The 21,708-nt window shown below is 72.1% G+C and carries 15 protein-coding genes; 12 read left to right on the forward strand and 3 right to left on the reverse strand.

Translation table 11 applies throughout. The features are described from left to right. Positions 1 to 99 precede the first annotated feature (99 nt). Positions 100 to 1,233: a glycosyltransferase family 4 protein gene (locus ACE1OC_RS31305; RefSeq protein ID WP_407839814.1), complete on the forward strand. Its 1,134-nt coding sequence runs from the start codon at positions 100 to 102 to the stop codon at positions 1,231 to 1,233. A 512-nt stretch (positions 1,234 to 1,745) separates the two neighbouring features. On the opposite strand, the gene ACE1OC_RS31310 is transcribed toward ACE1OC_RS31305, so the two are convergent. Beyond that, positions 1,746 to 3,368 (reverse strand): PucR family transcriptional regulator, encoded by a 1,623-nt coding sequence (locus ACE1OC_RS31310; RefSeq protein WP_407839815.1) that lies wholly within the window; start codon positions 3,366 to 3,368, stop codon positions 1,746 to 1,748. Positions 3,369 to 3,549: 181 nt separating this feature from the next. Here ACE1OC_RS31310 and ACE1OC_RS31315 point away from each other — a divergent pair, with 181 nt between their 5' ends. Together ACE1OC_RS31315 and ACE1OC_RS31320 are read left to right on the forward strand one after the other, a co-directional pair. Then, positions 3,550 to 5,094: an APC family permease gene (locus ACE1OC_RS31315; protein ID WP_407839816.1), complete on the forward strand. Its 1,545-nt coding sequence runs from the start codon at positions 3,550 to 3,552 to the stop codon at positions 5,092 to 5,094. Positions 5,095 to 5,109: 15 nt separating this feature from the next. Beyond that, complete coding sequence (locus ACE1OC_RS31320) at positions 5,110 to 6,747, forward strand: flavin monoamine oxidase family protein (RefSeq protein WP_407839817.1); 1,638 nt, start codon at positions 5,110 to 5,112, stop codon at positions 6,745 to 6,747. Between the two features lie 6 nt (positions 6,748 to 6,753). Here ACE1OC_RS31320 and ACE1OC_RS31325 read toward each other — a convergent pair whose 3' ends face one another. Next, a complete protein-coding gene (locus tag ACE1OC_RS31325; protein ID WP_407839818.1) occupies positions 6,754 to 8,136 on the reverse strand; it encodes an FAD-binding protein in 1,383 nt (460 codons plus the stop codon). Between the two features lie 60 nt (positions 8,137 to 8,196). After that, the gene (locus ACE1OC_RS31330; protein ID WP_407839819.1) at positions 8,197 to 10,002 is read right to left on the reverse strand and encodes a glycoside hydrolase family 15 protein; all 1,806 of its coding nucleotides are present in this window, start codon (positions 10,000 to 10,002) and stop codon (positions 8,197 to 8,199) included. Between the two features lie 471 nt (positions 10,003 to 10,473). On the opposite strand from ACE1OC_RS31330, the gene ACE1OC_RS31335 reads away from it, so the two are divergent. The 9 genes from ACE1OC_RS31335 to ACE1OC_RS31375 all read left to right on the forward strand — a co-directional run bounded on the left by ACE1OC_RS31335 (position 10,474) and on the right by ACE1OC_RS31375 (position 21,688). Next, on the forward strand, positions 10,474 to 12,126 hold the full coding sequence (locus tag ACE1OC_RS31335) for a CTP synthase (protein WP_274552589.1): 1,653 nt from the start codon (positions 10,474 to 10,476) through the stop codon (positions 12,124 to 12,126). A 79-nt stretch (positions 12,127 to 12,205) separates the two neighbouring features. Next, complete coding sequence (locus tag ACE1OC_RS31340) at positions 12,206 to 12,838, forward strand: NUDIX domain-containing protein (RefSeq protein WP_407839820.1); 633 nt, start codon at positions 12,206 to 12,208, stop codon at positions 12,836 to 12,838. Between the two features lie 156 nt (positions 12,839 to 12,994). Beyond that, on the forward strand, positions 12,995 to 14,986 hold the full coding sequence (locus tag ACE1OC_RS31345; protein WP_407839821.1) for an AAA family ATPase: 1,992 nt from the start codon (positions 12,995 to 12,997) through the stop codon (positions 14,984 to 14,986). A 152-nt stretch (positions 14,987 to 15,138) separates the two neighbouring features. Further along, positions 15,139 to 16,254: an alanine dehydrogenase gene (ald, locus tag ACE1OC_RS31350; protein ID WP_266876781.1), complete on the forward strand. Its 1,116-nt coding sequence runs from the start codon at positions 15,139 to 15,141 to the stop codon at positions 16,252 to 16,254. 449 nt (positions 16,255 to 16,703) lie between these two features. Beyond that, on the forward strand, positions 16,704 to 17,741 hold the full coding sequence (locus ACE1OC_RS31355) for a ParA family protein (RefSeq protein ID WP_266958946.1): 1,038 nt from the start codon (positions 16,704 to 16,706) through the stop codon (positions 17,739 to 17,741). Next, positions 17,726 to 18,217 carry a hypothetical protein gene (locus tag ACE1OC_RS31360; protein WP_250740241.1) on the forward strand — a complete coding sequence of 164 codons (492 nt, stop codon included), beginning with the start codon at positions 17,726 to 17,728 and terminating at the stop codon, positions 18,215 to 18,217. The genes ACE1OC_RS31355 and ACE1OC_RS31360 overlap by 16 nt, the downstream gene beginning before the upstream one ends. Before the next feature lie 251 nt (positions 18,218 to 18,468). Further along, positions 18,469 to 19,506 (forward strand): segregation and condensation protein A, encoded by a 1,038-nt coding sequence (locus ACE1OC_RS31365; protein WP_407839822.1) that lies wholly within the window; start codon positions 18,469 to 18,471, stop codon positions 19,504 to 19,506. Continuing rightward, entirely contained in the window at positions 19,503 to 20,135 is a 633-nt protein-coding gene (gene scpB, locus ACE1OC_RS31370) for an SMC-Scp complex subunit ScpB (protein ID WP_407839823.1), read from the forward strand. Before ACE1OC_RS31365 ends, scpB begins: the two co-directional genes overlap by 4 nt. Next, entirely contained in the window at positions 20,135 to 21,688 is a 1,554-nt protein-coding gene (locus tag ACE1OC_RS31375; RefSeq protein ID WP_407839824.1) for a pseudouridine synthase, read from the forward strand. The genes scpB and ACE1OC_RS31375 overlap by 1 nt, the downstream gene beginning before the upstream one ends. Positions 21,689 to 21,708 lie beyond the last annotated feature (20 nt).

Below are 21,708 nucleotides of genomic sequence, written 5' to 3' on the forward strand. Positions count from 1 at the left end.
CACACGGGATCCGCACCCGTATGGTCCCGGAACGCGCGTGCGGACTGGCATTCTGAGCGACGTCCCTGCCTTTCCTCCCTCACCCTGGAGCTTCGGCCCGTGAGCAGCTCCCCGGTCCCGGTCCCCGTCCTTCGCACCGTTCAAGTGCTCGGCGGCGCGAGCGGTGGTGCGCACGTGCGGTCGCTGGCCACCGGGCTCGCCGCGCGCGGCGTACGGGTCACCGTGTGCGGACCCGTCGAGACCGAGGGGGAGTACGACTTCACCGGCGCCGGGGCGCGGTTCACCCCGGACGCGGTCAGCGCGCTGCGGGCCGCGTGCTTCGAGGCCGACGTGGTGCACGCGCACGGCGTACGGGCGGGCATGCGCGCGGCGCTGGCCCTGCGCGGGCGCCGGGTCCCCCTGGTCGTGAGCTGGCACGGCGGCGGCCCCGGCAGCGGCCGCCTGAGCCTGCTCCTGGAACGGCACGTCGCGCGGGCCGCGGCGATCGTCCTCGGCGCCTCCTCGGCGCAGGTGGACCTGGCCCGGCTGCGGGGGGCGCGGGACGCGCGGCTGGCGGCGGTGGCGGTGCCGGCCGCGGCGGGGCCTTCGGGATCTTCGGGGTCTGCCGGATCCTTCGGGTCCGCCGGGTCCTCCGGGTCCGCCGGGTCTTCGGACGCTGCGGACCACGGGAAGGTGCGGGCGGAACTCGGCGCGGTGGAGCGGCCGTTGCTGATCGCGGTCGGGAGCCTGGTGCCGCGGCGGGGGTACTCCGTACTGCTGGACGCGGCGCGGGAGTGGCGGAACCTGGACCCGATGCCGCTGCTGGTCATCGCGGGAGAGGGCCCGATGCGGGCGGAGCTCGCGCGGCGCATCCAGGCGGAGCGCCTGCCGGTGCGGCTGCTCGGGCAGCGGCGGGATGCCGCGCGGCTGCTGGCGGCGGCCGATGTCGCGGTGCTGCCGAGCCGGTGGGAGGCGCGGTCGCCGCTCGCGCAGGAGGCTCTGCGGATGGGCGTGCCGTTGGTGGCGACGGCGGTGGGCGGTGTGCCGGAGCTGGTGGGGGCGGCGGGTGTGCTGGTGCCCTACGGGGACGCGGGGGTGCTGGCCGCTGCGGTCGCCGGGCTGCTGGCGGATCCCGCGCTGCGGGGGGAGCTGGCGATGGCCGGGCGGGCCCAGGCCTTGACGTGGCCGTCGGAGGACGACACCGTCGCGCAAGTCCTGTCGGTGTACGACGAACTGACCTCGCGTCGACGCTAGCCCCTGGCCGGGCGCGGAGCTCGTGCCCGCTGCCGCTGCGCGGCGTCGAGTCCCCTCCCCGCCCTTCGCCCGTTCCCCGGAGCTCCGCCCCGGACCCGATGCCGCGCGCGCCGCCGCTGCCGGGGACCAGTCCCCGGACCCCAGCGCCTCAAACGCCGGCGGGGCTGGATGCGGCTGGGGTGGGCTTGCCCGTGCGGCGCCGTTCCCGGGGACCAGTCCCCGGACCCCGCGCCTCAAACGCCGGCGGGGCTGGATAGACCAGCCTCGCCGGCGTTTGAGGCGCGGGGTCTGGGGCGGAGCCCCAGGAGGGGTCCGGGCGCAGCCCGGGGAACGGGCGAAGGGCGGGTAGGGGACCCAGCCCCGCAGGGCCCAGCCAGCCGCACTCGCCCACCGGACCCCAAGCCGGGACGGCAGGGGCGGCAGCCCCGACGGGCCACCGCCGGACGGAGTCCGGCGCAGCGACGCGAAGCCCGCGCAGCGGTGCGAGCGGCGCGTCGAACAGGTGCCGCGCGTTAGGAGGACGTGGTGTGGCGGCGGGCTCGGAGGGCCAGGCTCAGGGAGAGGACGGTTTCCGGGTCGTCCAGGTCCGCGCCCAGGAGCTCCGAGATGCGGGCCAGCCGGTTATACAGGGTCTGGCGGTTCAGGTGGAGCTCGCGCGCGGTCTCCGCCTTGCGGCCCGCGTGGGCCAGGTACGTCTCCAGGGTGGGGAGGAGCGGCGGGCGGGAGACCGTGTCGTGCACGCGCAGGGCGCCGATCGCGCGGTCCACGAAGGCCGCCAGGTCGGGGTGTTCGCGCAGGCGCCACAGGAGCAGGTCGATGTCCAGGCGGCGGGCGTCGTACCAGGGGCGTTCGGGGAGTCCGTGCGCGGCCGTGGCCGTCTCGGCGGCGTGGCGCAGGCCCGCCGAGACCGTCGCCCAGCCGCCGCAGACGCCGACGACCACCGCGGGCGCGCCCCCCGCACGGTCCAGGCCGGCCCGCTCCACGCCGGTCCGCAGCGCCACCGCGACCCGGTCGGACACCGTCGTGCGCTCGGCGTCGGAGCGCAGGGAGACCAGGAGGGGGACGCGGCCCTCCACCGGCCGGACCCCGAGGAGCACCGGGACGCCGACGGAGGCGAGTTCCTCCAGGACGGCCCGGGCCAGGACGGCCCAGTTCCCCGACGGGGCCAGGTCCGAGGACAGCCGCATGACGATGGGCAGGAGCGGGCCGGGGCCCGGTTTGAAGCCCAGGACGCGGGCCTGGGCGGGGGCGTCCTCGGCCGAGATGCGTCCCTCCGCGAGGTCGGTGAGGAAGTCGCCGCGGCCGCGCGCCGCGAGCTCGTCCTCCTGCCGGGCCTGCATCAGGACGACGGCCAGGACGCCGGCCGTCCGCTCGGCCGCCATCCGGTGCACGGGCAGCAGCGGCGCGGACACGCCCAGCAGGACCAGCCGGGCCCGCACCGAGCCGGTGCCGCGGCCGCCCCCCGGGACGTCGACCACCACGGCGTTGCCGGACGGCTCCGCCGGGCGCTGGCCGCGTAGGCCCTCCCACACCTGGAGCGGGTCCGCCACGGCCTCGCCGGCGACCGGGCCCGCCGCGTACAGCAACTGGCCGTCGGGGGTTTCCAGGAAGACCGGGTTGGCCGTGAAGTCCGCCAGGATGTGCAGCACTTGGGGGATCCCGCCGCCGTCGAGCAGGGCTTCCGTACAGCGCCGGTGGACTTCCTCGGCCCGCTGGAGCAGCGCGTAGTGCCCGTTGACGATCTCGGTGTGCACCTCCTCCGTGACGGTCACGAAGGGGACCTCCCGGTGCAGCTGGACGAGGGGGAGGCCGACCGCCCGCGCCGTCTCCACCAAGGTCGCCGGAAGGCGGGTGAAGCGGGGTCCCAGTTCGACGACCAGGGCGGCGATGCCCCGGTCCGCGAGGCGGCGTACGAAGGCGCGTTGCTCGGCGGGGCGGGTGCCGAGGCCGAGGCCGGTGGTCAGCAGCAGCTCGCCGCCCTTGAGCAGGGAGGCGATGTTGGGGACCTCTCCGGCGTGCACCCAGCGCACGGTCCGGCCGAGCCGGTCGGCGCAGGCCACCACCTCCGGGAGCCCGCTGCGCAGCCCCGGCAGCTCAAGTGCCCGCTGAACCGTGATCCCGCCCTGATTGTCCATATGGCGGACGCTACCGGGGCTCTTGTTCCGTGCACATCACCGAGCGGTTACGGGGTTCCATCTACCCCCGTCCGGCCCGACAACTCGTCGCCCCGACAAGGAGATTATCGGACTGCATGCCGATTGTGGCGTACGTCACCCGGGGCGAGAGTGAGCGCCCTCACGACAGGAACGAGGAGCCATGAGCACGGATAGCAGCACCGGCGTCGGCGCACCCCAGGTCCAGCGGCTGAAAGCCAATTCGGTGGGCCTGGTCGGTGTCGTCTTCATGGCCGTCGCCACCGCCGCTCCCATCACCGCGATGACCGGCAACCTGCCCATCGCCGTCGGCTTCGGCAACGGCATCGGCGCGCCCGCCGGCTACCTCTTCGCGACCGCCGTCCTGACCGTCTTCGCCGTGGGCTACGTCGCCATGGCCAAGCGGATCACCGCCGCCGGCGCCTTCTACGGGTACATCTCGCACGGCCTCGGCCGGATCGCCGGCATGGCCTCCGGCATGCTCGCGGTCCTTGCCTACATCGTCTTCGAGGCATCGATCGTCGGCGTCTTCTCCTACTTCACCAAGACCACCGTCCACGACCAGCTCGGCATCGACCTGCCCTGGATCGTCTACGCGGTGGGCATGCTCGCGATCACGGCCGCCCTGGCGCACTTCGACATCAACCTCACGGCCAAGGCGCTGGGCGTGATGCTCGTCGCCGAGATCGCCGTCCTCTTCGCCGTCGCCACCGCCGTCCTGATCGCCGGCGGCGGACCGGACGGGATCCCGCTGGAGCCCGTCAACCCGAAGAACGCCTTCACCGGAACCTCCGCCGGACTCGGCCTCTTCTTCGCCTTCTGGTCCTGGGTCGGTTTCGAGTCCACCGCCATGTACGGCGAGGAGTCCAAGAACCCGAAGAAGGTCATCCCCAAGGCCACCCTGATCTCCGTCGTCGGCGTCGGCCTCTTCTACATCTACGTCTCCTGGATGACCATCGCCGGCAACGGCCTCGCCAAGTCCGTGGAGCTCTCCGCCTCCGCGAGCCCGCTCGACCTGTTCTTCGCCCCCACCCAGTCCTTCATCGGCGCCTGGGCCGTCGACGCCTTCCAGTGGCTGCTGCTCACCGGCTCCTTCGCCTGCGGCATGGCCTTCCACCAGTGCGCCGCCCGCTACCTGTACGCCATCGGCCGCGAGGGCTTCCTGCACCCGGGCCTGGGCCGTACGCACGCCAAGCACGGCTCCCCGTACGTCTCCTCCCTGGTGCAGACGGCCATCGCCACCGGCCTGGTCGCGCTGTTCTGGCTGACCGGGCAGGACCCGTACATCCACCTGTACACGCTGCTCGCGATCCTCGGCACCATGGCGATCCTCATCGTCCAGACCCTGTGCTCCTTCGCGGTGATCGGCTACTTCCGCAAGAACCACCCCGAGGACCGGCACTGGTTCCGCACCTTCACGGCCCCGCTGGTCGGCGGCATCGCCATGGCCGCCGTGGTCGTCCTGCTGCTGGTCAACATGAAGACGGCGGCCGGGCTGGCCGCCGACTCGTTCTTCTTCACGCTCATCCCGTGGATCGTCGGGCTCGTCTTCTTCGGCGGGCTGGGCCTCGGCCTGTGGCTGAAGTTCAAGGCCCCGGACCGCTACGAGATCATCGGCCGCGTCGTCCTGGAGGACGCCGCCGAGCGCACCGACGAGAGCACCGACGGCCCCACCGGTGCCTCCGCCCCCTCCGCCGCGAACGTCTGAGAAGGAGCCACCGCCATGGCCCGTACGCCACTGATGCACGCGCTCCGTCGGCTCGCCGCCGAGCACGCGGCCGCCCGACGGCTCGGCCTGCCCGTCGCCGAGCTGCGCGGCTCCACCCGCCGCCAGCTCCTCGGCCGCGCCGCCGCCCTCGGCCTCGGCACCGCCCTGGCCTCCGCCGCGGTCGCCCCGGCGGGCGCCCACGCGGTGGAGACCGTCACCGACAAGAAGCCCGTCGCCCCCGCCCGCGTCGCCATCGTGGGCGCCGGCATCTCGGGGCTGACCGCCGCCCTCACCCTCCAGGACGCGGGCGTTCCCTTCACCCTCTACGAGGCCAACCCCAGCCGCGTCGGCGGCCGGATGTGGACGCAGCGCTCCCTGTGGGCCTACGGACAGACCTCCGAGATCGGCGGCGAGCTGATCGACACCAGCCACAAGAAGATCCTCGAGCTGTGCCGCCGCTTCAACCTCCCCACCGAGGACTTCCTCGGCGGCGGCCCCAACGGGGCGGAGGAGGTCCTCTGGTTCAACGGGACCTACTACCCGCGCGAGCAGGCCGACGAGGACTTCAACGCCGTCTACCAGGCCCTGCGCCGCGACCTCCAGGAGGCCGGCGAGGTCTCCTGGAACTCCTCGACCCCCGCGGGCACCGCCCTCGACAACATGACCCTGTACCAGTGGATCGAGACCCGGATCCCCGGCGGACACGGCTCGCAGCTCGGCCGCTTCATCGACGTGGCGTACAACGTCGAGTACGGGGCCGACACCCAGCAGCAGTCCGCCCTCGCGCTGGTCCTGCTGATGGGCTACCAGCCCAACCCGGGCAACTTCAACGTCTGGGGCCTGTCCAACGAGCGCTACCACATCACCGGCGGCAACGACCAGCTGCCGAACGCCATCGCCCAGGCCCTGCCCGCCGGTTCGACCGTCATGGGACGCGAGCTGGTCGCCGTGCGCGTCTCCGCCGACGGCACCCAGACCCTGACCTTCAACGACGCGGGCGCCACCCGGACGGTGGTCGCCGACCACACCATCCTGTGCCTGCCGCTGCCGATCCTCCAGCGGATCGACATCACCGGCGCCGGCTTCGACCCGCGGATGACGAACCTCCTGCGCGACGCCCGCATGGGCTACTGCACCAAGCTCAACATGCAGTTCACCAGCCGCCCCTGGCGCGGCACCGGCCCCTGGCCGGGGGTCTCCGCCGGCGACTGCTTCACCGACAGCGAGGTCCAGCAGACCTGGGACACCACCAAGGTCCAGCCGGGCAACGGAGGCATCCTGCTCCAGTACGGCGGCGGCACCCTGGCCGGGTCGCTCACCCCGGCGACCCCCTTCGCCACCGAGTCCGACCCCTACGTACGCGCCCTCGCGGGCCGGATGCTCACCGGGATCGACGCCTTCTTCCCCGGCACCAAGGCGGCCTGGACCGGCAAGGCGCAGCTGTCGGCCTGGCACCGCAATCCGTACGCGCTCGGCGCGTACTCGTACTGGCCGACCGGCTACCTGCACCAGTACGCCAAGTACGAGGGGACCGCGCAGGGCCGGATCCACATCGGCGGAGAGCACTGCAGCTACGACTTCCAGGGGTTCATGGAAGGCGGGGCGACCGAGGGGGAGCGGGCGGCGAAGGAGGTGATCACCGCCCTCACGTAACCGGTCCTAGGACGGCGCGATGTTGTGGTTGAAGCGGAAGACGTTGTCCGGGTCGTACTCCCGCTTCAGCCGCCCCAGCCGCCGCATGTTCTCGGGTCCGAGGCCGGCGACCACCCGGTCCCCGCCCTCGTCCCCGGTGAAGTTGAGGTAGACCGCGCCGGTGCTCCACGGCCGGACGTCGGCGCGGACGTCCTTGACCCACTGGCGGACCCGGTCGTCGTCGGCCGGGTCCTCCCAGGCACCGAACGGGTGCACCGCCCAGGGCGCGTCGCGGAACGGCACCGGATAGTCGGCCGGGCCCTCGGCGATCGCGCCGCCCTGGGGCCACACCACGTGCTGGGTGCCGCTCGGTACCGGCATGGAGTCCGCGCGGGCGCAGAACACGTCCACGAACGCGTCGGGCACACCGGTCAGGTACTCCGCCGACCAGTAGTTCCGCAGGCCCGGCGGATCGTCGAGCATGCACTGGAGGTCCGCGTAGGGGATGTCCATCACCATCTCCGCCTCGTGCGGAACGGCCAGCAGCGGCGCGATGAGGCGGCGCAGCTCCTCCACGGGCCCCGCGTACGTGACCAGCGCGCCCGCCAGCAGCAGGCCGACCAGGTGCGGCGGGACGAACTCCTCGGGCGGTCCGGTCATGTAGATGGCGCCGCCGCCGGCCTCGCGCGGCCCGTCCTCCATGACGTCCCGGTACGTACGGACCACCTCGGGCCCGTGCTCGGGCAGGTACAGCAGGAACGCGACGGACATGGCGGGCAGCTCGTGCAGCCGCAGGGTCAGCGAGGTGGCGACGCCGAAGTTCCCGCCGCCGCCGTGCAGCCCCCAGAACAGCTCGGGGTGGTCCTCCTCGGTCGCCGTCAGCATCTCCCCGTCGGCCGTGACCAGGTCCACGGCGAGCAGGTTGTCCACCGCCAGGCCGAACTTGCGGTCCAGCCACCCGGTGCCGCCGCCCAGCACGAAACCGCCGACCCCGGTGGTGGAGACGCGGCCGCCGGTGGTCGCCAGCCCGTACCGCTCGCAGGCCCGGTCCAGATGGCTCATCGTGGCCCCGCCCTCGACGCGGACGGCCGAGGCCCCGGGGTGGACCGTCACCCCCTGCATCCGGCGCAGGTCCACGACCAGGCCGCCGTCGTTGAGGGACATCCCGGCCACGCTGTGGCCGCCGCCGCGCACGGCGATCGGCAGGTCGAGCCGCCGTGCGAAGCGCACGGCGGTCACCACGTCCACCGGACTCTCGCACTGCGCGATGACGGCCGGGCGGCGGTCGATCATCCCGTTGTAGAGGGCGCGGGCCTCGTCGTACCCCGGATCCTCCGGAACCAGGACGGCGCCGGACAGGTCTTCGCGGAGCTCGGCAAGTGCCGTGCCCGCCTTCGAGAGGGGAGCCATGGCTACCCCCTTCCGGGAGATGCGGAAGGTGCGGAAAGGCCTACGACCCCTCCAGGTTAATCAGCCCCCGTACGCCCCGCTCGCCGTCAGCCGCAGGGCCGTGTCGATCAGGGGGACGTGGCTGAAGGCCTGCGGGAAGTTGCCCACCTGGCGCTGGAGCTTCGGATCCCACTCCTCCGCCAGCAGGCCCAGGTCGTTGCGGAGCGCGAGCAGCTTCTCGAAGAGGCGCCGCGCCTCGTCGACCCGGCCGATCATCGCCAGGTCGTCCGCCATCCAGAACGAGCACGCCAGGAAGGCCCCCTCGTCGCCCTGCAGACCGTCCACGCCCGCCTCCTCGCCCGACGTCGGGTAGCGCAGGATGAAGCCGTCGGGGGTCGACAGCTCGCGCTGGATCGCCTCGATCGTGCCGATCACCCGCTTGTCGTCCGGCGGCAGGAAGCCCATCTGCGGGATCAGCAGGAGGGAAGCGTCCAGCTCCTTGGAGCCGTAGGACTGCGTGAAGGTGTTGCGTTCCTTGTCGTAGCCCTTCTCGCAGACGTCCTGGTGGATCTCGTCGCGCAACTCGCGCCACCGATCCAGCGGCCCGTCCGCGTCCCCGCTCTCGATCAGCTTGATCGTGCGGTCCACGGCCACCCACGCCATCACCTTCGAGTGCACGAAGTGCCGGCGCGGGCCGCGCACCTCCCAGATGCCCTCGTCGGGCTGGTCCCAGTGGGTCTCCAGGTAGCGGATCAGCTTCAGCTGGAGCAGCGAGGCGTAGTCGTTGCGCGCCAGGCCGGTCATGTGGCCCAGGTGCAGGGCCTCGGTGACCTCGCCGTACACGTCGAGCTGGAGCTGGCCCGCGGCGCCGTTGCCGACCCGGACCGGCCGGGAGTTCTCGTACCCGGGCAGCCAGTCGAGCTCGGTCTCGCCGAGCTCACGCTCGCCCGCGATCCCGTACATGATCTGCAGGTTCTCCGGGTCGCCGGCCACCGCCCGCAGCAGCCACTCGCGCCAGGCACGGGCCTCCTCGCGGTAGCCGGTGCGCAGCAGCGAGGACAGGGTGATGGCGGCGTCGCGCAGCCAGGTGTAGCGGTAGTCCCAATTGCGGACCCCGCCGATCTCCTCCGGGAGGGAGGTGGTCGGCGCGGCGACGATCCCGCCCGTGGGGGCGTACGTGAGCGCCTTGAGGGTGATCAGCGAGCGGATCACCGCCTCCCGGTAGGGGCCGTGGTACGTGCACTGCTCGACCCAGTCCCGCCAGAACTCGGTGGTGGCCTCCAGGGCCTCCTCGGCCTCCGGCGGCTGCGGCGGCTCCTTGTGGGAGGGCTGCCAGCTGATGCAGAAGGCCTTGCGGTCGCCCGGCCCGACGGTGAAGTCGGAGTACGTGGTCAGGTCCTTGCCGTACGTCTGCGCCTCGGTGTCCAGCCAGACCGAGTCGGGGCCCGCCACGGCCACGGTGCGGTCGTCGACCCGGTGCACCCAGGGCACCACCCGGCCGTAGCTGAAGCGCATGCGCAGGGCCGAGCGCATGGGAACGCGCCCGCTGATGCCCTCCACGATGCGGATGATCTGCGGTGCGTGGGCCTCGCGGGGCGGCATGAAGTCGATCACGCGGACCGTGCCGCGCGGAGTGTCCCACTCGGACTCCAGGACCAGCGAATCACCGCGGTAGCGGCGCCGGGTGGCACGCGGGGCCTCGGCGCCGGCCGGGAACGCCGGTCCGATCCGCCAGAACCCGTGTTCCTCGGTGCCGAGAATGCTCGCGAAGACGGCATGGGAATCGAAACGTGGCAGGCACAGCCAGTCCACCGCCCCGTCCCGGCAGACCAATGCCGCGGTCTGCATGTCGCCGATCAGTGCGTAATCCTCGATGCGCCCGGACACGTTGCATCTCCAGTCGAACAGCCACGTCCGCCCCGAAGGGCGCTTGCATTGCGCGATGCCGCGGATTCTCCGGTGATGTGGATGGCCGCGTCCAGCCCATGATTCCGGAACCGGACGGGTTACGCCGTTCGCGGGGCCGCTCGGCAGGGATGTGATCGAGATCCGAGCAGCACAGGACGGCACCCTAGTGATCCTCGTCAGCTTGGGGACAATGAGGTTCGGCCGAACGGGTGAGCGGCGGCGATACCGCCGTGACGGACCGCGCGCAGGCCCCCGAGAACGCCCCCGCCGCGTGGCCGGAGGCGGACCGGCCCGGGCGCTGATAGGCTGGTATCCCGTGGACCGGTGGTCTGCCTGTGCGAATCAGGAGCCCCGAAACCGCAGCTTCGGCGCCCCCTGAGACCTTCCGGTTCGACGGTGGCCGGCGCCGGACGCACCTCACCTCGCGACCACGGGAGCCCCCTCTTGGCGATGCCGCCCAAATCCATGACGACCAAGCACATCTTCGTCACCGGGGGTGTCGCTTCCTCCCTCGGCAAGGGCCTGACGGCCTCCAGCCTGGGTGCGCTGCTGAAGGCGCGCGGTCTTCGGGTCACGATGCAGAAGCTCGACCCGTACCTCAACGTCGACCCCGGCACGATGAACCCGTTCCAGCACGGCGAGGTGTTCGTCACCAACGACGGCGCCGAGACCGACCTGGACATCGGTCACTACGAGCGCTTCCTCGACGTCGACCTCGACGGCTCGGCCAACGTCACCACCGGCCAGGTCTACTCGCAGGTCATCGCCAAGGAGCGGCGCGGCGAGTACCTCGGTGACACCGTGCAGGTCATCCCGCACATCACCAACGAGATCAAGCACCGCATCCGGCGCATGGCGACCGACGACGTCGACGTCGTCATCACCGAGGTCGGCGGCACCGTCGGCGACATCGAGTCGCTGCCGTTCCTGGAGACCGTCCGCCAGGTCCGCCACGAGGTCGGCCGCGACAACGTCTTCGTCGTGCACATCTCGCTGCTGCCCTACATCGGCCCCTCCGGCGAGCTGAAGACCAAGCCGACCCAGCACTCCGTCGCGGCGCTGCGCAACATCGGCATCCAGCCCGACGCGATCGTGCTGCGCGCCGACCGCGAGGTCCCGACCTCGATCAAGCGCAAGATCTCGCTGATGTGCGACGTCGACGAGGAGGCCGTGGTCGCCGCGATCGACGCCAAGTCGATCTACGACATCCCCAAGGTGCTGCACACCGAGGGCCTGGACGCGTACGTCGTGCGCAAGCTCGACCTGCCCTTCCGCGATGTCAACTGGACCGTCTGGGAGGACCTGCTCGACCGGGTCCACAACCCCGACCACGAGGTCAAGATCGCGCTCGTCGGCAAGTACATCGACCTGCCCGACGCCTACCTGTCGGTGACCGAGGCGCTGCGCGCCGGCGGCTTCGCCAACAAGGCCCGCGTGCAGATCAAGTGGGTCACCTCCGACGACTGCAAGACCCAGGCGGGCGCCGCGGCGCAGCTGTCCGACGTGGACGCGATCTGCGTGCCCGGCGGCTTCGGAGACCGTGGTGTCAACGGCAAGGTCGGTGCGATCACCTACGCCCGCGAGAACAAGATCCCGCTGCTCGGCCTGTGCCTGGGCCTGCAGTGCGTGGTCATCGAGGCCGCGCGCAACCTGGCGGGCATCGAGGACGCGAACTCCACCGAGTTCGACGCCTCCACCCCGAACCCGGTGATCTCCACGATGGAGGAGCAGCTGGCCTTCGTCGAGGGCGCGGGCGACCTGGGCGGCACCATGCGCCTGGGCATGTACCCGGCGAAGCTCGCCGAGGGCTCCATCGTGCGCGAGGTCTACGGAGACCAGGCGTACGTGGACGAGCGCCACCGCCACCGCTACGAGGTCAACAACGCCTACCGCGGCGAGCTGGAGAAGAAGGCCGGTCTGGTCTTCTCCGGCACCTCCCCGGACAACAAGCTCGTCGAGTACGTCGAGTACCCGCGCGAGGTCCACCCCTACCTGGTGGCCACCCAGGCCCACCCGGAGCTGCGCTCGCGCCCGACCCGCCCGCACCCGCTGTTCGCGGGTCTGGTCAAGGCGGCCGTGGAGCGGCAGCAGGCCGCGAAGTAGTCGTACGGCACATACCGTAGACAGCCGGGGTACGGAGATCCGTACCCCGGCTGTCGCGCGTTGTGGAGGGCTTCGGGGCATGGAGATCAAGGACACGTCGGAATCCTGGGAGACGGTGTCGACCCAGCGGCCGTTCCAGGGCGCGAAGACGGCGGTGGCTTCCGACGAGGTGCGGATGCCGGACGGGTCTGTGGCCCGCCGCGACTACCAGGTGCACCCCGGGTCGGTGTGCGTGCTCGCCCTGGACGACGCGGGACGGGTGCTGGTGCTGAGCCAGTACCGCCACCCGGTGCGGCGGCGGCTGTGGGAGCTCCCGGCGGGGCTCCTGGACGTGGTGGGGGAGAACCCGCTGCACGGGGCACAGCGCGAGCTGTACGAGGAGGCGCACGTCAAGGCCGAGGACTGGCGGGTGCTGGCGGACTTCTACGCGTCCCCCGGCGGCTCGGACGAGGCCACCCGGATCTTCCTCGCGCGCGGCGTCTCGGAGGCGGACGGCGAACGCTACGCGGAGTCCGGCTCGGAGGAGGCGGACATGGAGGTGGCGTGGGTGCCGCTGCCCGAGGTGGTACGGGGCGTCCTGGCGGGCGAGCTGGGCAACCCCGGGCTCGTCACGGGAGCCCTGGCCCTCTCGGCGGCCCTTGCCGCCGACCCGCCCCTGACCTCCCTCCGGCCGGCGGACGCCCCGTGGCAGGCCCGCCCGTACGAGGCGTAGCCGCAGTGTGACTTTCCGACGTGCTGTGTGAGCGGCACGTCGGAAAAACTGCCCATCCGCTGATCCGATCGGGCGATTTGTCCGCCGCGCTCCACCCTGTTCGTCGCTCTGCGTGAACTACGCTCGCAATCCGAAGGCAGCGAGAGGAGCGGATCCGTGACGGATTTCGTCGGGCGGCGGCGTGAGCTCAAGGAGCTCCGCGAGGACATCGCGCGAACCGGGCTCGACACCCTCTCCGGCCGCAAGGCCAAGGCCCCGCGCGCAAGGGTGCTCCTGGTCGCGGGGCGCCCCGGCTCCGGCCGGACCGCACTCGCCGAAGCGCTGGTGCGCGAGATCGCCGACGACTATCCCGACGGGGTGCTGAAGGTCCGGCTCACCGCCCCCACGGGCGAGGGCATCGCCACCGAGCGTGCCGTCCGCACCCTCCTGGAGGGACTCGGGCAGCCCACCCCGCCCGGCGCCGACGAGGACGATCTCAGCTCCGCCCTGCGCACGGCCCTGGCCGGTCGCCGCATGGTCCTGCTCGTCGACGACGCCTCCGATCCGCACCAGGTCGACGCCCTGCTGCCGGACACCCCCGAGTGCCTGGTCGTCGTCACCTCGGAGGGCCCCCTGACCGGGATTCCGGATGTCCGCCCCTGCACCCTCGGCGGCCTCGACACCCCCTCGGCCGTCCGCATGCTGGTCCAGCGCATCGGTGACGTCCGCGCAGCCAACGACCCGCGCGCGGCCGAAGCCCTCGCCGAGGAGTGCGGCGGCCAGCCCGCCGCGCTCGCCCTCGCGGGCGGCTGGCTCGCAGCCCGCCCCAAGGCCTCCGTGGCGGACGTGGGCAAGCAGCTGCACGACATGCCCGCCGGGGTCGGCGGCCCGCTCGCCAAGACCTTCAGGCTCGTCTACGAATCCCTCCCGCAGCCCGCCCAGCGGACCCTGCGGCTGCTTCCGCTTGCCCCCGCCGGCCTCGTCGACTCCCACGTCGCCTCCGCACTGGCCGGCTGCTCCGTGGCCGCCGCGCAGTCGACCCTGGAGGACTTCGCCGCGCTGGGACTGCTCAGGCCCGCGCACGACGGGCTGTACCTGCTGCCCGGCTGCCTCGCGCCGCTGCTCCAGGCCCTGCTGGAGGCCAAGGAGCGGCCCGCCGAGGTCCAGCTCGCGCGGGCCCGGATGCTGGAGCGCACCGTACGGCTGCTGCTCTCCTGCCGGGCCATGGCCGAGCCGGACGAAGACGGCCTGGACGGACCCGGCGGGGCGGTCGGGGTGCCGGAGAAGCTCGACGGGGTGCCGCGCGCGCTGCGCTTCGCCGACCGGCGGGCGGCCGAGACCTGGCTGGACACCCGGCTGCCCGCACTGCTGGCCGCCGCCTCACTGGCCGTGGCCGACGGGGAGCTGGACACCCTGGCGCGCAGGTTCGTGGCGGCCCTCGCGCGGGCCCTGTCCGAGCACCGAGGCACCGCCGGGGCCGCGCCCGAGCTGTACGGGCTGCACCAGCTCGTGCTGGACGTGGCCGAGCGGCGCGATCTGCACCGGGAGCAGGCCGCCGCGCTGCTGAACCTGGCCGATCTGGACGCCGAGACCGGCCGGACCCGGGAGGCGCTGGACCGGTACCGGGCCGCGCTGGACGCGGGAAAGGCGGCGAACGACCCGTACGCGTCGGGCCGCGCGATGGAATCCGTAGGCGGCGCGCACCAGGAGCTGGGCGACTGGCACCGGGCCTCCGACTGGTTCGGCCGGGCCCTGTCCCACGCCCTCGCGCGGGGGGAGCGCGCGGACGAGGCGCGGCTGTACGGGCGGCTGGGGAACGTGCACACGTACGCGGGCCGGTACGGGGAGGCGCTGCGGAGCTGGCGGGCGGCCTCGGCCGGCTACCGGAAACTGGCCGATGTCCCGGGCCAGGCAAAGGCGTTGAGCGAGATGGCGCGGATCCAGGAGTACGCGGGGCGGCCCGAGGAATCGCTGCACACCTGCCGGGAGGCGGTGGAGCTCGCGCGGAAGGCCGGGGACCTGCGGCTTCAGGCCGCGCTCCAGGTGCGGCTGGCGGACACGCTGGACCGGCTCGGCGATCCCGCGGCTGCCAGGCTGCACAGGTCCGCGGCCGACAGATTGCTGGGAGACGACCCCGCAGCCTGCGAAATCCGCAGCGTTTCCGACTGAGATTATTGGTTTGCAAGGCTAGACAGCCGCTCATCCTTCATTAGACTGGCTTCACCAGGTCATCCTCTGGTGCATCCCGTTGCGCGTTCTTGTGGACGGGTTTGTATTGAAGTAGCCCGAAACATCCCCTGAGCCAAGGACCGTGAGCCACGATGAAGGTCGGCATCCCCCGCGAGGTCAAGAACAACGAGTTCCGGGTCGCCATCACGCCCGCCGGCGTGCATGAGCTGGTCCGCAACGGCCACCAGGTCTTCGTCGAGCAGAACGCCGGTGTGGGTTCCTCGATCACGGACGCGGAGTACGTCTCCGCCGGCGCCGAGATCCTCGGCACCGCCGACGAGGTCTGGGCGACCGCCGACCTGCTGCTGAAGGTCAAGGAGCCCATCGCCGAGGAGTACCACCGCCTCCGCAAGGACCAGACCCTCTTCACCTACCTGCACCTCGCGGCCTCCCGCGAGTGCACGGACGCCCTGCTCGAGTCCGGCACCACCGCCATCGCGTACGAGACGGTCGAGACGGCGAACCGCGCCCTCCCGCTGCTCGCCCCGATGTCCGAGGTCGCGGGCCGCCTGGCCCCGCAGGTCGGCGCCTACCACCTGATGCGCTCGGTCGGCGGCCGCGGCGTGCTCCCCGGCGGCGTCCCCGGCACCCACGCCGGCGAGTGCGTGGTCATCGGCGGCGGCGTCTCCGGCTGGAACGCCGTGCAGATCGCCGTCGGCATGGGCTTCCACGTGACCCTGCTCGACCGCGACATCAACAAGCTCCGCGAGGCCGACAAGATCTTCGGCACGAAGATCAAGACGATCGTCTCCAACGCCTTCGAGCTGGAGAAGGCCGTCATCGAGGCCGACCTCGTCATCGGCGCGGTGCTGATCCCGGGTGCGAAGGCCCCGAAGCTGGTCACCAACGAGCTCGTCGCCAAGATGAAGCCCGGAAGTGTCCTTGTCGACATTGCGATCGACCAGGGCGGCTGCTTCGAGGACTCCCGCGCGACCACCCACGCCGAGCCGACCTTCCAGGTCCACAACTCGGTCTTCTACTGCGTCGCCAACATGCCGGGCGCGGTGCCGAACACCTCCACCTACGCCCTCACCAACGCCACGCTGCCCTACATCGTGCAGCTCGCGAACCTCGGCTGGGTCGAGGCGCTGCGTCGCGACCCGGCGCTCGCGCTGGGCCTCAACACCCATGACGGCCAGGTCGTTTACCGCGAGGTCGCCGAGGCCCACGGTCTCGAGACCCTCGAGCTGAGCACGCTGCTCGGCTGAGTCGTCAACGACTGACGTCAATCTCACGTATCCGGCCGGACCTTGCTCGCGAGGTCCGGCCGGAGGCGTACCCGGGGTCGTCCGCAAGGCCGCTCAACTCGCCTCGAACGTAACCCTTTAACCCTTTCGCGCACCCGCGAAACTTCCCGGCGACAGCTCGTACGCCCTTGACAGAGTGGTGTTCGGTTGCCGACACATCGCGGCGGGTCCGGCGGATTGTGTTGCCGCTGAGTGGTGACACGCCATAGAGTCGCCAACCGTCGGCATGGTGCCACGCTGACCTATCGATAAGTGTCCTGGTCACGTCCGAGGAGGTAAGACGACTTGTGAATGAGTCGACATTTGCTCCTGGAGGTGGTCGAGCAGGAGGGCCTGCGCGGGGCCAGGGTCCTGCCGGAATCGAAGCCGTGGGATCCGTAGCGGTCCGCACCTTCGCAAACCACCAGCACATGACGACGCCCCAAAAGAGCATGGACGGCCTAGACGTGAACTCCAGGGCCGGCGACCTGAGCGGCGACAAGCCCGTGGGTTTCGCCGACTACGAACAGGTGCCCGAGGGGCATTTCTACGACCCCGACGCGGAGTACGAGCCCGACCCCGAGTACGCGGCCACTCTCGCCCCCGACGCTGCCCGCCAGCGCCGTGAGCGGATCGGCCCGACCGGACGGCCGCTGCCGTACTTCCCGATCCCGGGTCCGCTGACCGACCACGGTCCGGCGACGATCATCGCGATGTGCAACCAGAAGGGCGGCGTGGGCAAGACCACGTCGACCATCAACCTGGGTGCGGCGCTCGCGGAGTACGGGCGACGGGTGCTGCTCGTCGACTTCGACCCGCAGGGCGCGCTGTCGGTCGGCCTCGGGGTCAACCCGATGGAGCTCGACCTGACGGTCTACAACCTGCTCATGGAGCGGGGCATGTCGGCCGACGAGGTGCTGCTGAAGACGGCGGTCCCCAACATGGACCTGCTGCCGAGCAACATCGACCTGTCCGCCGCCGAAGTGCAGTTGGTCAGCGAGGTCGCCCGCGAGTCGACGCTGCAGCGGGCCCTGAAGCCCCTGCTGCCCGACTACGACTACATCGTGATCGACTGTCAGCCCTCGCTCGGTCTGCTGACCGTGAACGCCCTGACGGCGGCTCACAAGGTCATCGTGCCGCTGGAGTGCGAGTTCTTCGCGCTGCGCGGTGTGGCGCTGCTGACCGAGACCATCGAGAAGGTGCAGGAGCGGCTCAACCCGGAGCTGGAGCTCGACGGCATCCTCGCCACGATGTACGACTCCCGTACGGTGCACAGCCGTGAGGTGCTGGCGCGCGTCGTCGAGGCCTTCGACGACCACGTCTACCACACGGTCATCGGCCGCACGGTGCGGTTCCCGGAGACCACGGTCGCCGGCGAGCCGATCACCACGTACGCCTCCAACTCCGTCGGCGCCGCCGCCTACCGCCAGCTGGCCAGGGAGGTGCTCGCCCGGTGTCCCGCCGAGTGAGTCTGCCCGGAGCCGACGAACTGTTCCGTACGACCGGGGGGATGGCACTGACCTCCTCCTCGCCGAACTCGGCGCGGGGCGTGGAGCACGCGGCGGCGGCCGCGGAGGGCACGGCGGGAGAGGGCCGCAGCCGGGAGGCTGAGGCCGGCACGGAGCCGGGCGTCGGTCCGCAGCGGCGTTCGCAGGAAGGTTCCGGTAACGCCGTCCCCGCCCCCACCCCCGGTCGGGGCAAGGGGCCGGGACGCGGTGCGAACCGGCGGCCCAGCGGGCGCGAGCGGCACGACGAGAAGATCACGGTCTACGTCTCCGCGGAGGAGCTCATGGACCTGGAACACGCGCGGCTGGTGCTGCGCGGGGAGCACGGCCTGGCGGTCGACCGGGGCCGGATCGTGCGGGAGGCCGTCGCGGTGGTGCTGGCGGACCTGGAGTCCCGCGGTGACGCGAGCATCCTGGTTCGCCGGCTGCGGGGGCGCTGAGCCCCTGCGGGGGCTGGGCGGGCCCTGCGGGGCGGAGTCCCCTACCCGCCCTTCCACCGTTCCCCGGGCGCTGCCCGGACCCCTTCTGGGGCTCCGCCCCAGACCCCGGTCCTCAAACGCCGGACGGCTGAAAAGACTCGAGCGCCGCTCGGAGTCCCCGGTGCTTCGGTGCGGATGTGCGTGGGAGTCTTAGGGGCTCGGGCTCCGGCCCCTGTACGTCAGCCGTTCGTTCCGCACCACCCTGGACCGCGATGCCCCCTCCCGCCGAATCCGGCCCGCCGCCCCGCCGCTCGCTGGGCCGCGGCCCGGGTGCTCCCGTAGCGGCCCCAGGGGCTCCGGCCGGGGCCGGGGCGGCCTCGGAGGCCCCCGGCCTCCCCGAGGGGCCCGGGGAGGTCGAGGAGCCCGTAGTGGCTCCCGTCGCGGCCCCTGCGGCAGCGTCCGAGCCCGCGGCCGGGTCGGCCGTCGAGGCCGAAGCCGTGCCGGATCCCGTCGGGGACGGCCGGTTCACGGTGCGGCTCGTGAACTTCGAGGGGCCCTTCGACCTGCTGCTGCAGTTGATCTCCCGGCACAAGCTCGACGTCACCGAGGTCGCGCTGTCGGAGGTCACCAACGAGTTCATGGCGCACATCCGTGCCATGGGGCCCGACTGGGACCTCGACCAGACGACCGAGTTCCTCGTCGTCGCCGCCACCCTGCTCGACCTGAAGGCGGCCCGGCTGCTCCCCGTCGCCGAGGTCGAGGACGAGGCGGACCTCGCGCTGCTGGAGGCCCGGGACCTGCTGTTCGCGCGGCTGCTGCAGTACCGGGCGTACAAGCGGATCGCCGAGATCTTCCAGGACCGGGCCGAGACCGAGGGCAAGCGCTACCCGCGCACCGTCGGGCTGGAGCCCCACCTCGCCGAGCTGCTCCCCGAGGTGGTCATCAGCATCGGCGGCGACGGGCTGGCGAGGCTCGCGGTCAAGGCCATGCAGCCCCGGGCGAAGCCACAGGTGTACGTGGACCACATCCACGCGCCCCTCGTGAGCGTCCGGGAGCAGGCCGGGCTGGTCGTGGCGCTGCTCAAGGCCAGGGGCGAGGCCACCTTCCAAGAGCTCACCGAGGACGCCGCGGACACCCTGACCGTCGTGGCGCGCTTCCTGGCCCTCCTGGAGCTCTACCGGGAGAAGGCGGTGGTCCTGGACCAGGAGGAGGCCCTGAAGACGCTCACGGTGCGCTGGAGCGGCGGGGACGGGGACGGCATGCCGACGGTGACGGACGAGTTCGATCGGATCGTGGAGGTCAAGGAATGAACGAGGTGACGACCCCCGTGGCCGGGCTGGCACTGAAGCCGGCCCTGGAGGCCGTCCTCATGGTCGTGGACGAGCCGGCGACCGAGGCGCACCTGGCCAAGGTGCTCGAGCGGACCCCCCGCGAGGTCGCGGTGGCGCTGCGCGAGCTGGCGGACGAGTACGAGGTCCAGGGCCGCGGATTCGAATTGCGGCTCGTCGCCGGGGGCTGGCGGTTCTACAGCCGGGCGGACTGCGCGCCGGCGGTGGAGGCCTTCGTCCTGGACGGCCAGCAGGCCCGTCTCACCCAGGCGGCGCTGGAGACCATGGCCGTCGTCGCGTACCGCCAGCCGGTCAGCCGGTCGAGGGTCTCGGCGGTCCGCGGAGTCAACTGCGACGGGGTCATGCGCACCCTCCTCCAGCGGGGTCTGGTGGAGGAGGCGGGGACGGAACCCGAAACAGGTGCGATCCTGTACAGGACGACGAACTACTTTCTGGAGCGGATGGGCCTGCGCGGCCTGGACGAGCTCCCGGAGCTCGCGCCCTTCCTCCCCGAGGCGGACGCGATCGAAGCCGAGACGCAAGAGGGTGTTCCGTCGTTCGATCCGGACTCTCCGGATACCGATGAAGACGACAAGACGACGGAACTTTGATGCGAAGCAGCGGCAACGGCAACGGTGGCGGCAACAGGAACAGCGGCGGCGGTGGTGGCGGGCGCGGTAGCTCCCCCCGCGGCGGCTCCTCCAGCGGCGGCGGCGGTGGCTACCGCGGTGGCGGCGCCGGCGGCGGCAGCGGCTCGGGCGGTGGCTCCCGCGGCGGCAGCTCGGGCGGTGGCTACCAGGGCGGTGGCTCCCGCGGAGGCTCCTCCGGTGGTGGCTACCAGGGCGGCGGCTCCCGCGGAGGCTCCTCCGGTGGTGGCTACCAGGGCGGCGGCAGCTCCGGCGGCTCCCGCGGAGGCTCCTCCGGTGGTGGCTACCAGGGCGGCGGCAGCTCCGGCGGCTCCCGCGGAGGCTCCTCCGGTGGTGGCTACCAGGGCGGCGGCCCCCGCGGCGGCAGCTCGGGCGGTGGCTACCAGGGTGGCGGCTCCTCCGGTGGCTACCAGGGCGGCGGCTCCGACCGCGACCGCGAGCAGGCCCCCCGCATCCGCAACCCCCGCCCCGAGGAGCGTCGCTACGACGTGGGCCCCGAGGGCGAGCGCAACGGCCGTGGCGGTGCCAAGGCGGGCGGCGGCGGTGCCCGTGGCGCGGCCGACGGCAACCGTGGTGGCGGCGCCCGCGGCGCTGCGGCCCGCGGTGGCGCCAAGGGCGGCCCGAAGGTCTCCCGTACCCCGGGCATCGGCGGCGCCGGCGGCCCGCGCATCGGCCCCGGCTCCCGCAGCGGCCGCGCCAAGCCGCGCGAGCTGGAGGCGCGGATCGAGGAGCGCGTGCGCGACCGGTACGCCGACAAGCCCGTGATCAAGACCCCGAAGACCTTCCCGGGTGCCGAGGAGGAGGGTGAGCGTCTGCAGAAGGTGCTCGCCCGGGCCGGCATGGGTTCGCGCCGTGCGTGCGAGGAGCTCATCGAGCAGGCGCGCGTCGAGGTCAACGGCGAGATCGTCCTGGAGCAGGGCAAGCGCGTGAAGCCCACGGACGAGATCAAGGTGGACGGCCTGACCGTCGCCACCCAGTCGTACCTGTTCTTCGCGCTGAACAAGCCGGCCGGCGTCGTCTCCACCATGGAGGACCCGGACGGCCGCCAGTGCCTCGGCGACTACGTCACCAACCGCGAGACGCGTCTCTTCCACGTCGGCCGGCTCGACACCGAGACCGAGGGCATCATCCTGCTCACCAACCACGGTGAGCTGGCCCACCGCCTCACGCACCCGAAGTACGGCGTGAAGAAGACCTACGTCGCCGCCATCACCGGCCCGCTGCCGCGCGACATCGGCAAGCGCCTCAAGGACGGCATCGAGCTGGAGGACGGCTACGCCCGCGCCGACCACTTCCGCGTCGTCGACCAGCTCGGCAAGAACTACCTGGTCGAGGTGACCCTCCACGAGGGCCGCAAGCACATCGTCCGCCGCATGCTGGCCGAGGCCGGCTTCCCGGTCGAGAAGCTCGTGCGGACCTCCTTCGGCCCGATCGAGCTCGGCGACCAGAAGTCCGGCTGGCTGCGCCGCCTGACCAACACCGAGGTCGGCATGCTCATGCGCGAGGTCGGTCTGTAGTACCCCCGGCCCACACGGGC

The organism is Streptomyces stoeckheimensis (genome assembly GCF_045822005.1).
Taxonomy (GTDB): Bacteria; Actinomycetota; Actinomycetes; order Streptomycetales; family Streptomycetaceae; genus Streptomyces; species Streptomyces stoeckheimensis.

What these genes read in the sequence shown, in the direction of transcription:
- ACE1OC_RS31310 (WP_407839815.1), bottom strand. Translation starts at nt 3,368, where the DNA reads ATGGACAATCAGGGCGGGATCACGGTTCAGCGGGCACTTGAGCTGCCG.
- ACE1OC_RS31315 (WP_407839816.1), top strand. Translation starts at nt 3,550, where the DNA reads ATGAGCACGGATAGCAGCACCGGCGTCGGCGCACCCCAGGTCCAGCGG.
- ACE1OC_RS31320 (WP_407839817.1), top strand. Translation starts at nt 5,110, where the DNA reads ATGGCCCGTACGCCACTGATGCACGCGCTCCGTCGGCTCGCCGCCGAG.
- ACE1OC_RS31325 (WP_407839818.1), bottom strand. Translation starts at nt 8,136, where the DNA reads ATGGCTCCCCTCTCGAAGGCGGGCACGGCACTTGCCGAGCTCCGCGAA.
- ACE1OC_RS31335 (WP_274552589.1), top strand. Translation starts at nt 10,474, where the DNA reads ATGCCGCCCAAATCCATGACGACCAAGCACATCTTCGTCACCGGGGGT.
- ACE1OC_RS31340 (WP_407839820.1), top strand. Translation starts at nt 12,206, where the DNA reads ATGGAGATCAAGGACACGTCGGAATCCTGGGAGACGGTGTCGACCCAG.
- ald (WP_266876781.1), top strand. Translation starts at nt 15,139, where the DNA reads ATGAAGGTCGGCATCCCCCGCGAGGTCAAGAACAACGAGTTCCGGGTC.
- ACE1OC_RS31355 (WP_266958946.1), top strand. Translation starts at nt 16,704, where the DNA reads ATGACGACGCCCCAAAAGAGCATGGACGGCCTAGACGTGAACTCCAGG.
- ACE1OC_RS31365 (WP_407839822.1), top strand. Translation starts at nt 18,469, where the DNA reads ATGCCCCCTCCCGCCGAATCCGGCCCGCCGCCCCGCCGCTCGCTGGGC.
- scpB (WP_407839823.1), top strand. Translation starts at nt 19,503, where the DNA reads ATGAACGAGGTGACGACCCCCGTGGCCGGGCTGGCACTGAAGCCGGCC.
- ACE1OC_RS31375 (WP_407839824.1), top strand. Translation starts at nt 20,135, where the DNA reads ATGCGAAGCAGCGGCAACGGCAACGGTGGCGGCAACAGGAACAGCGGC.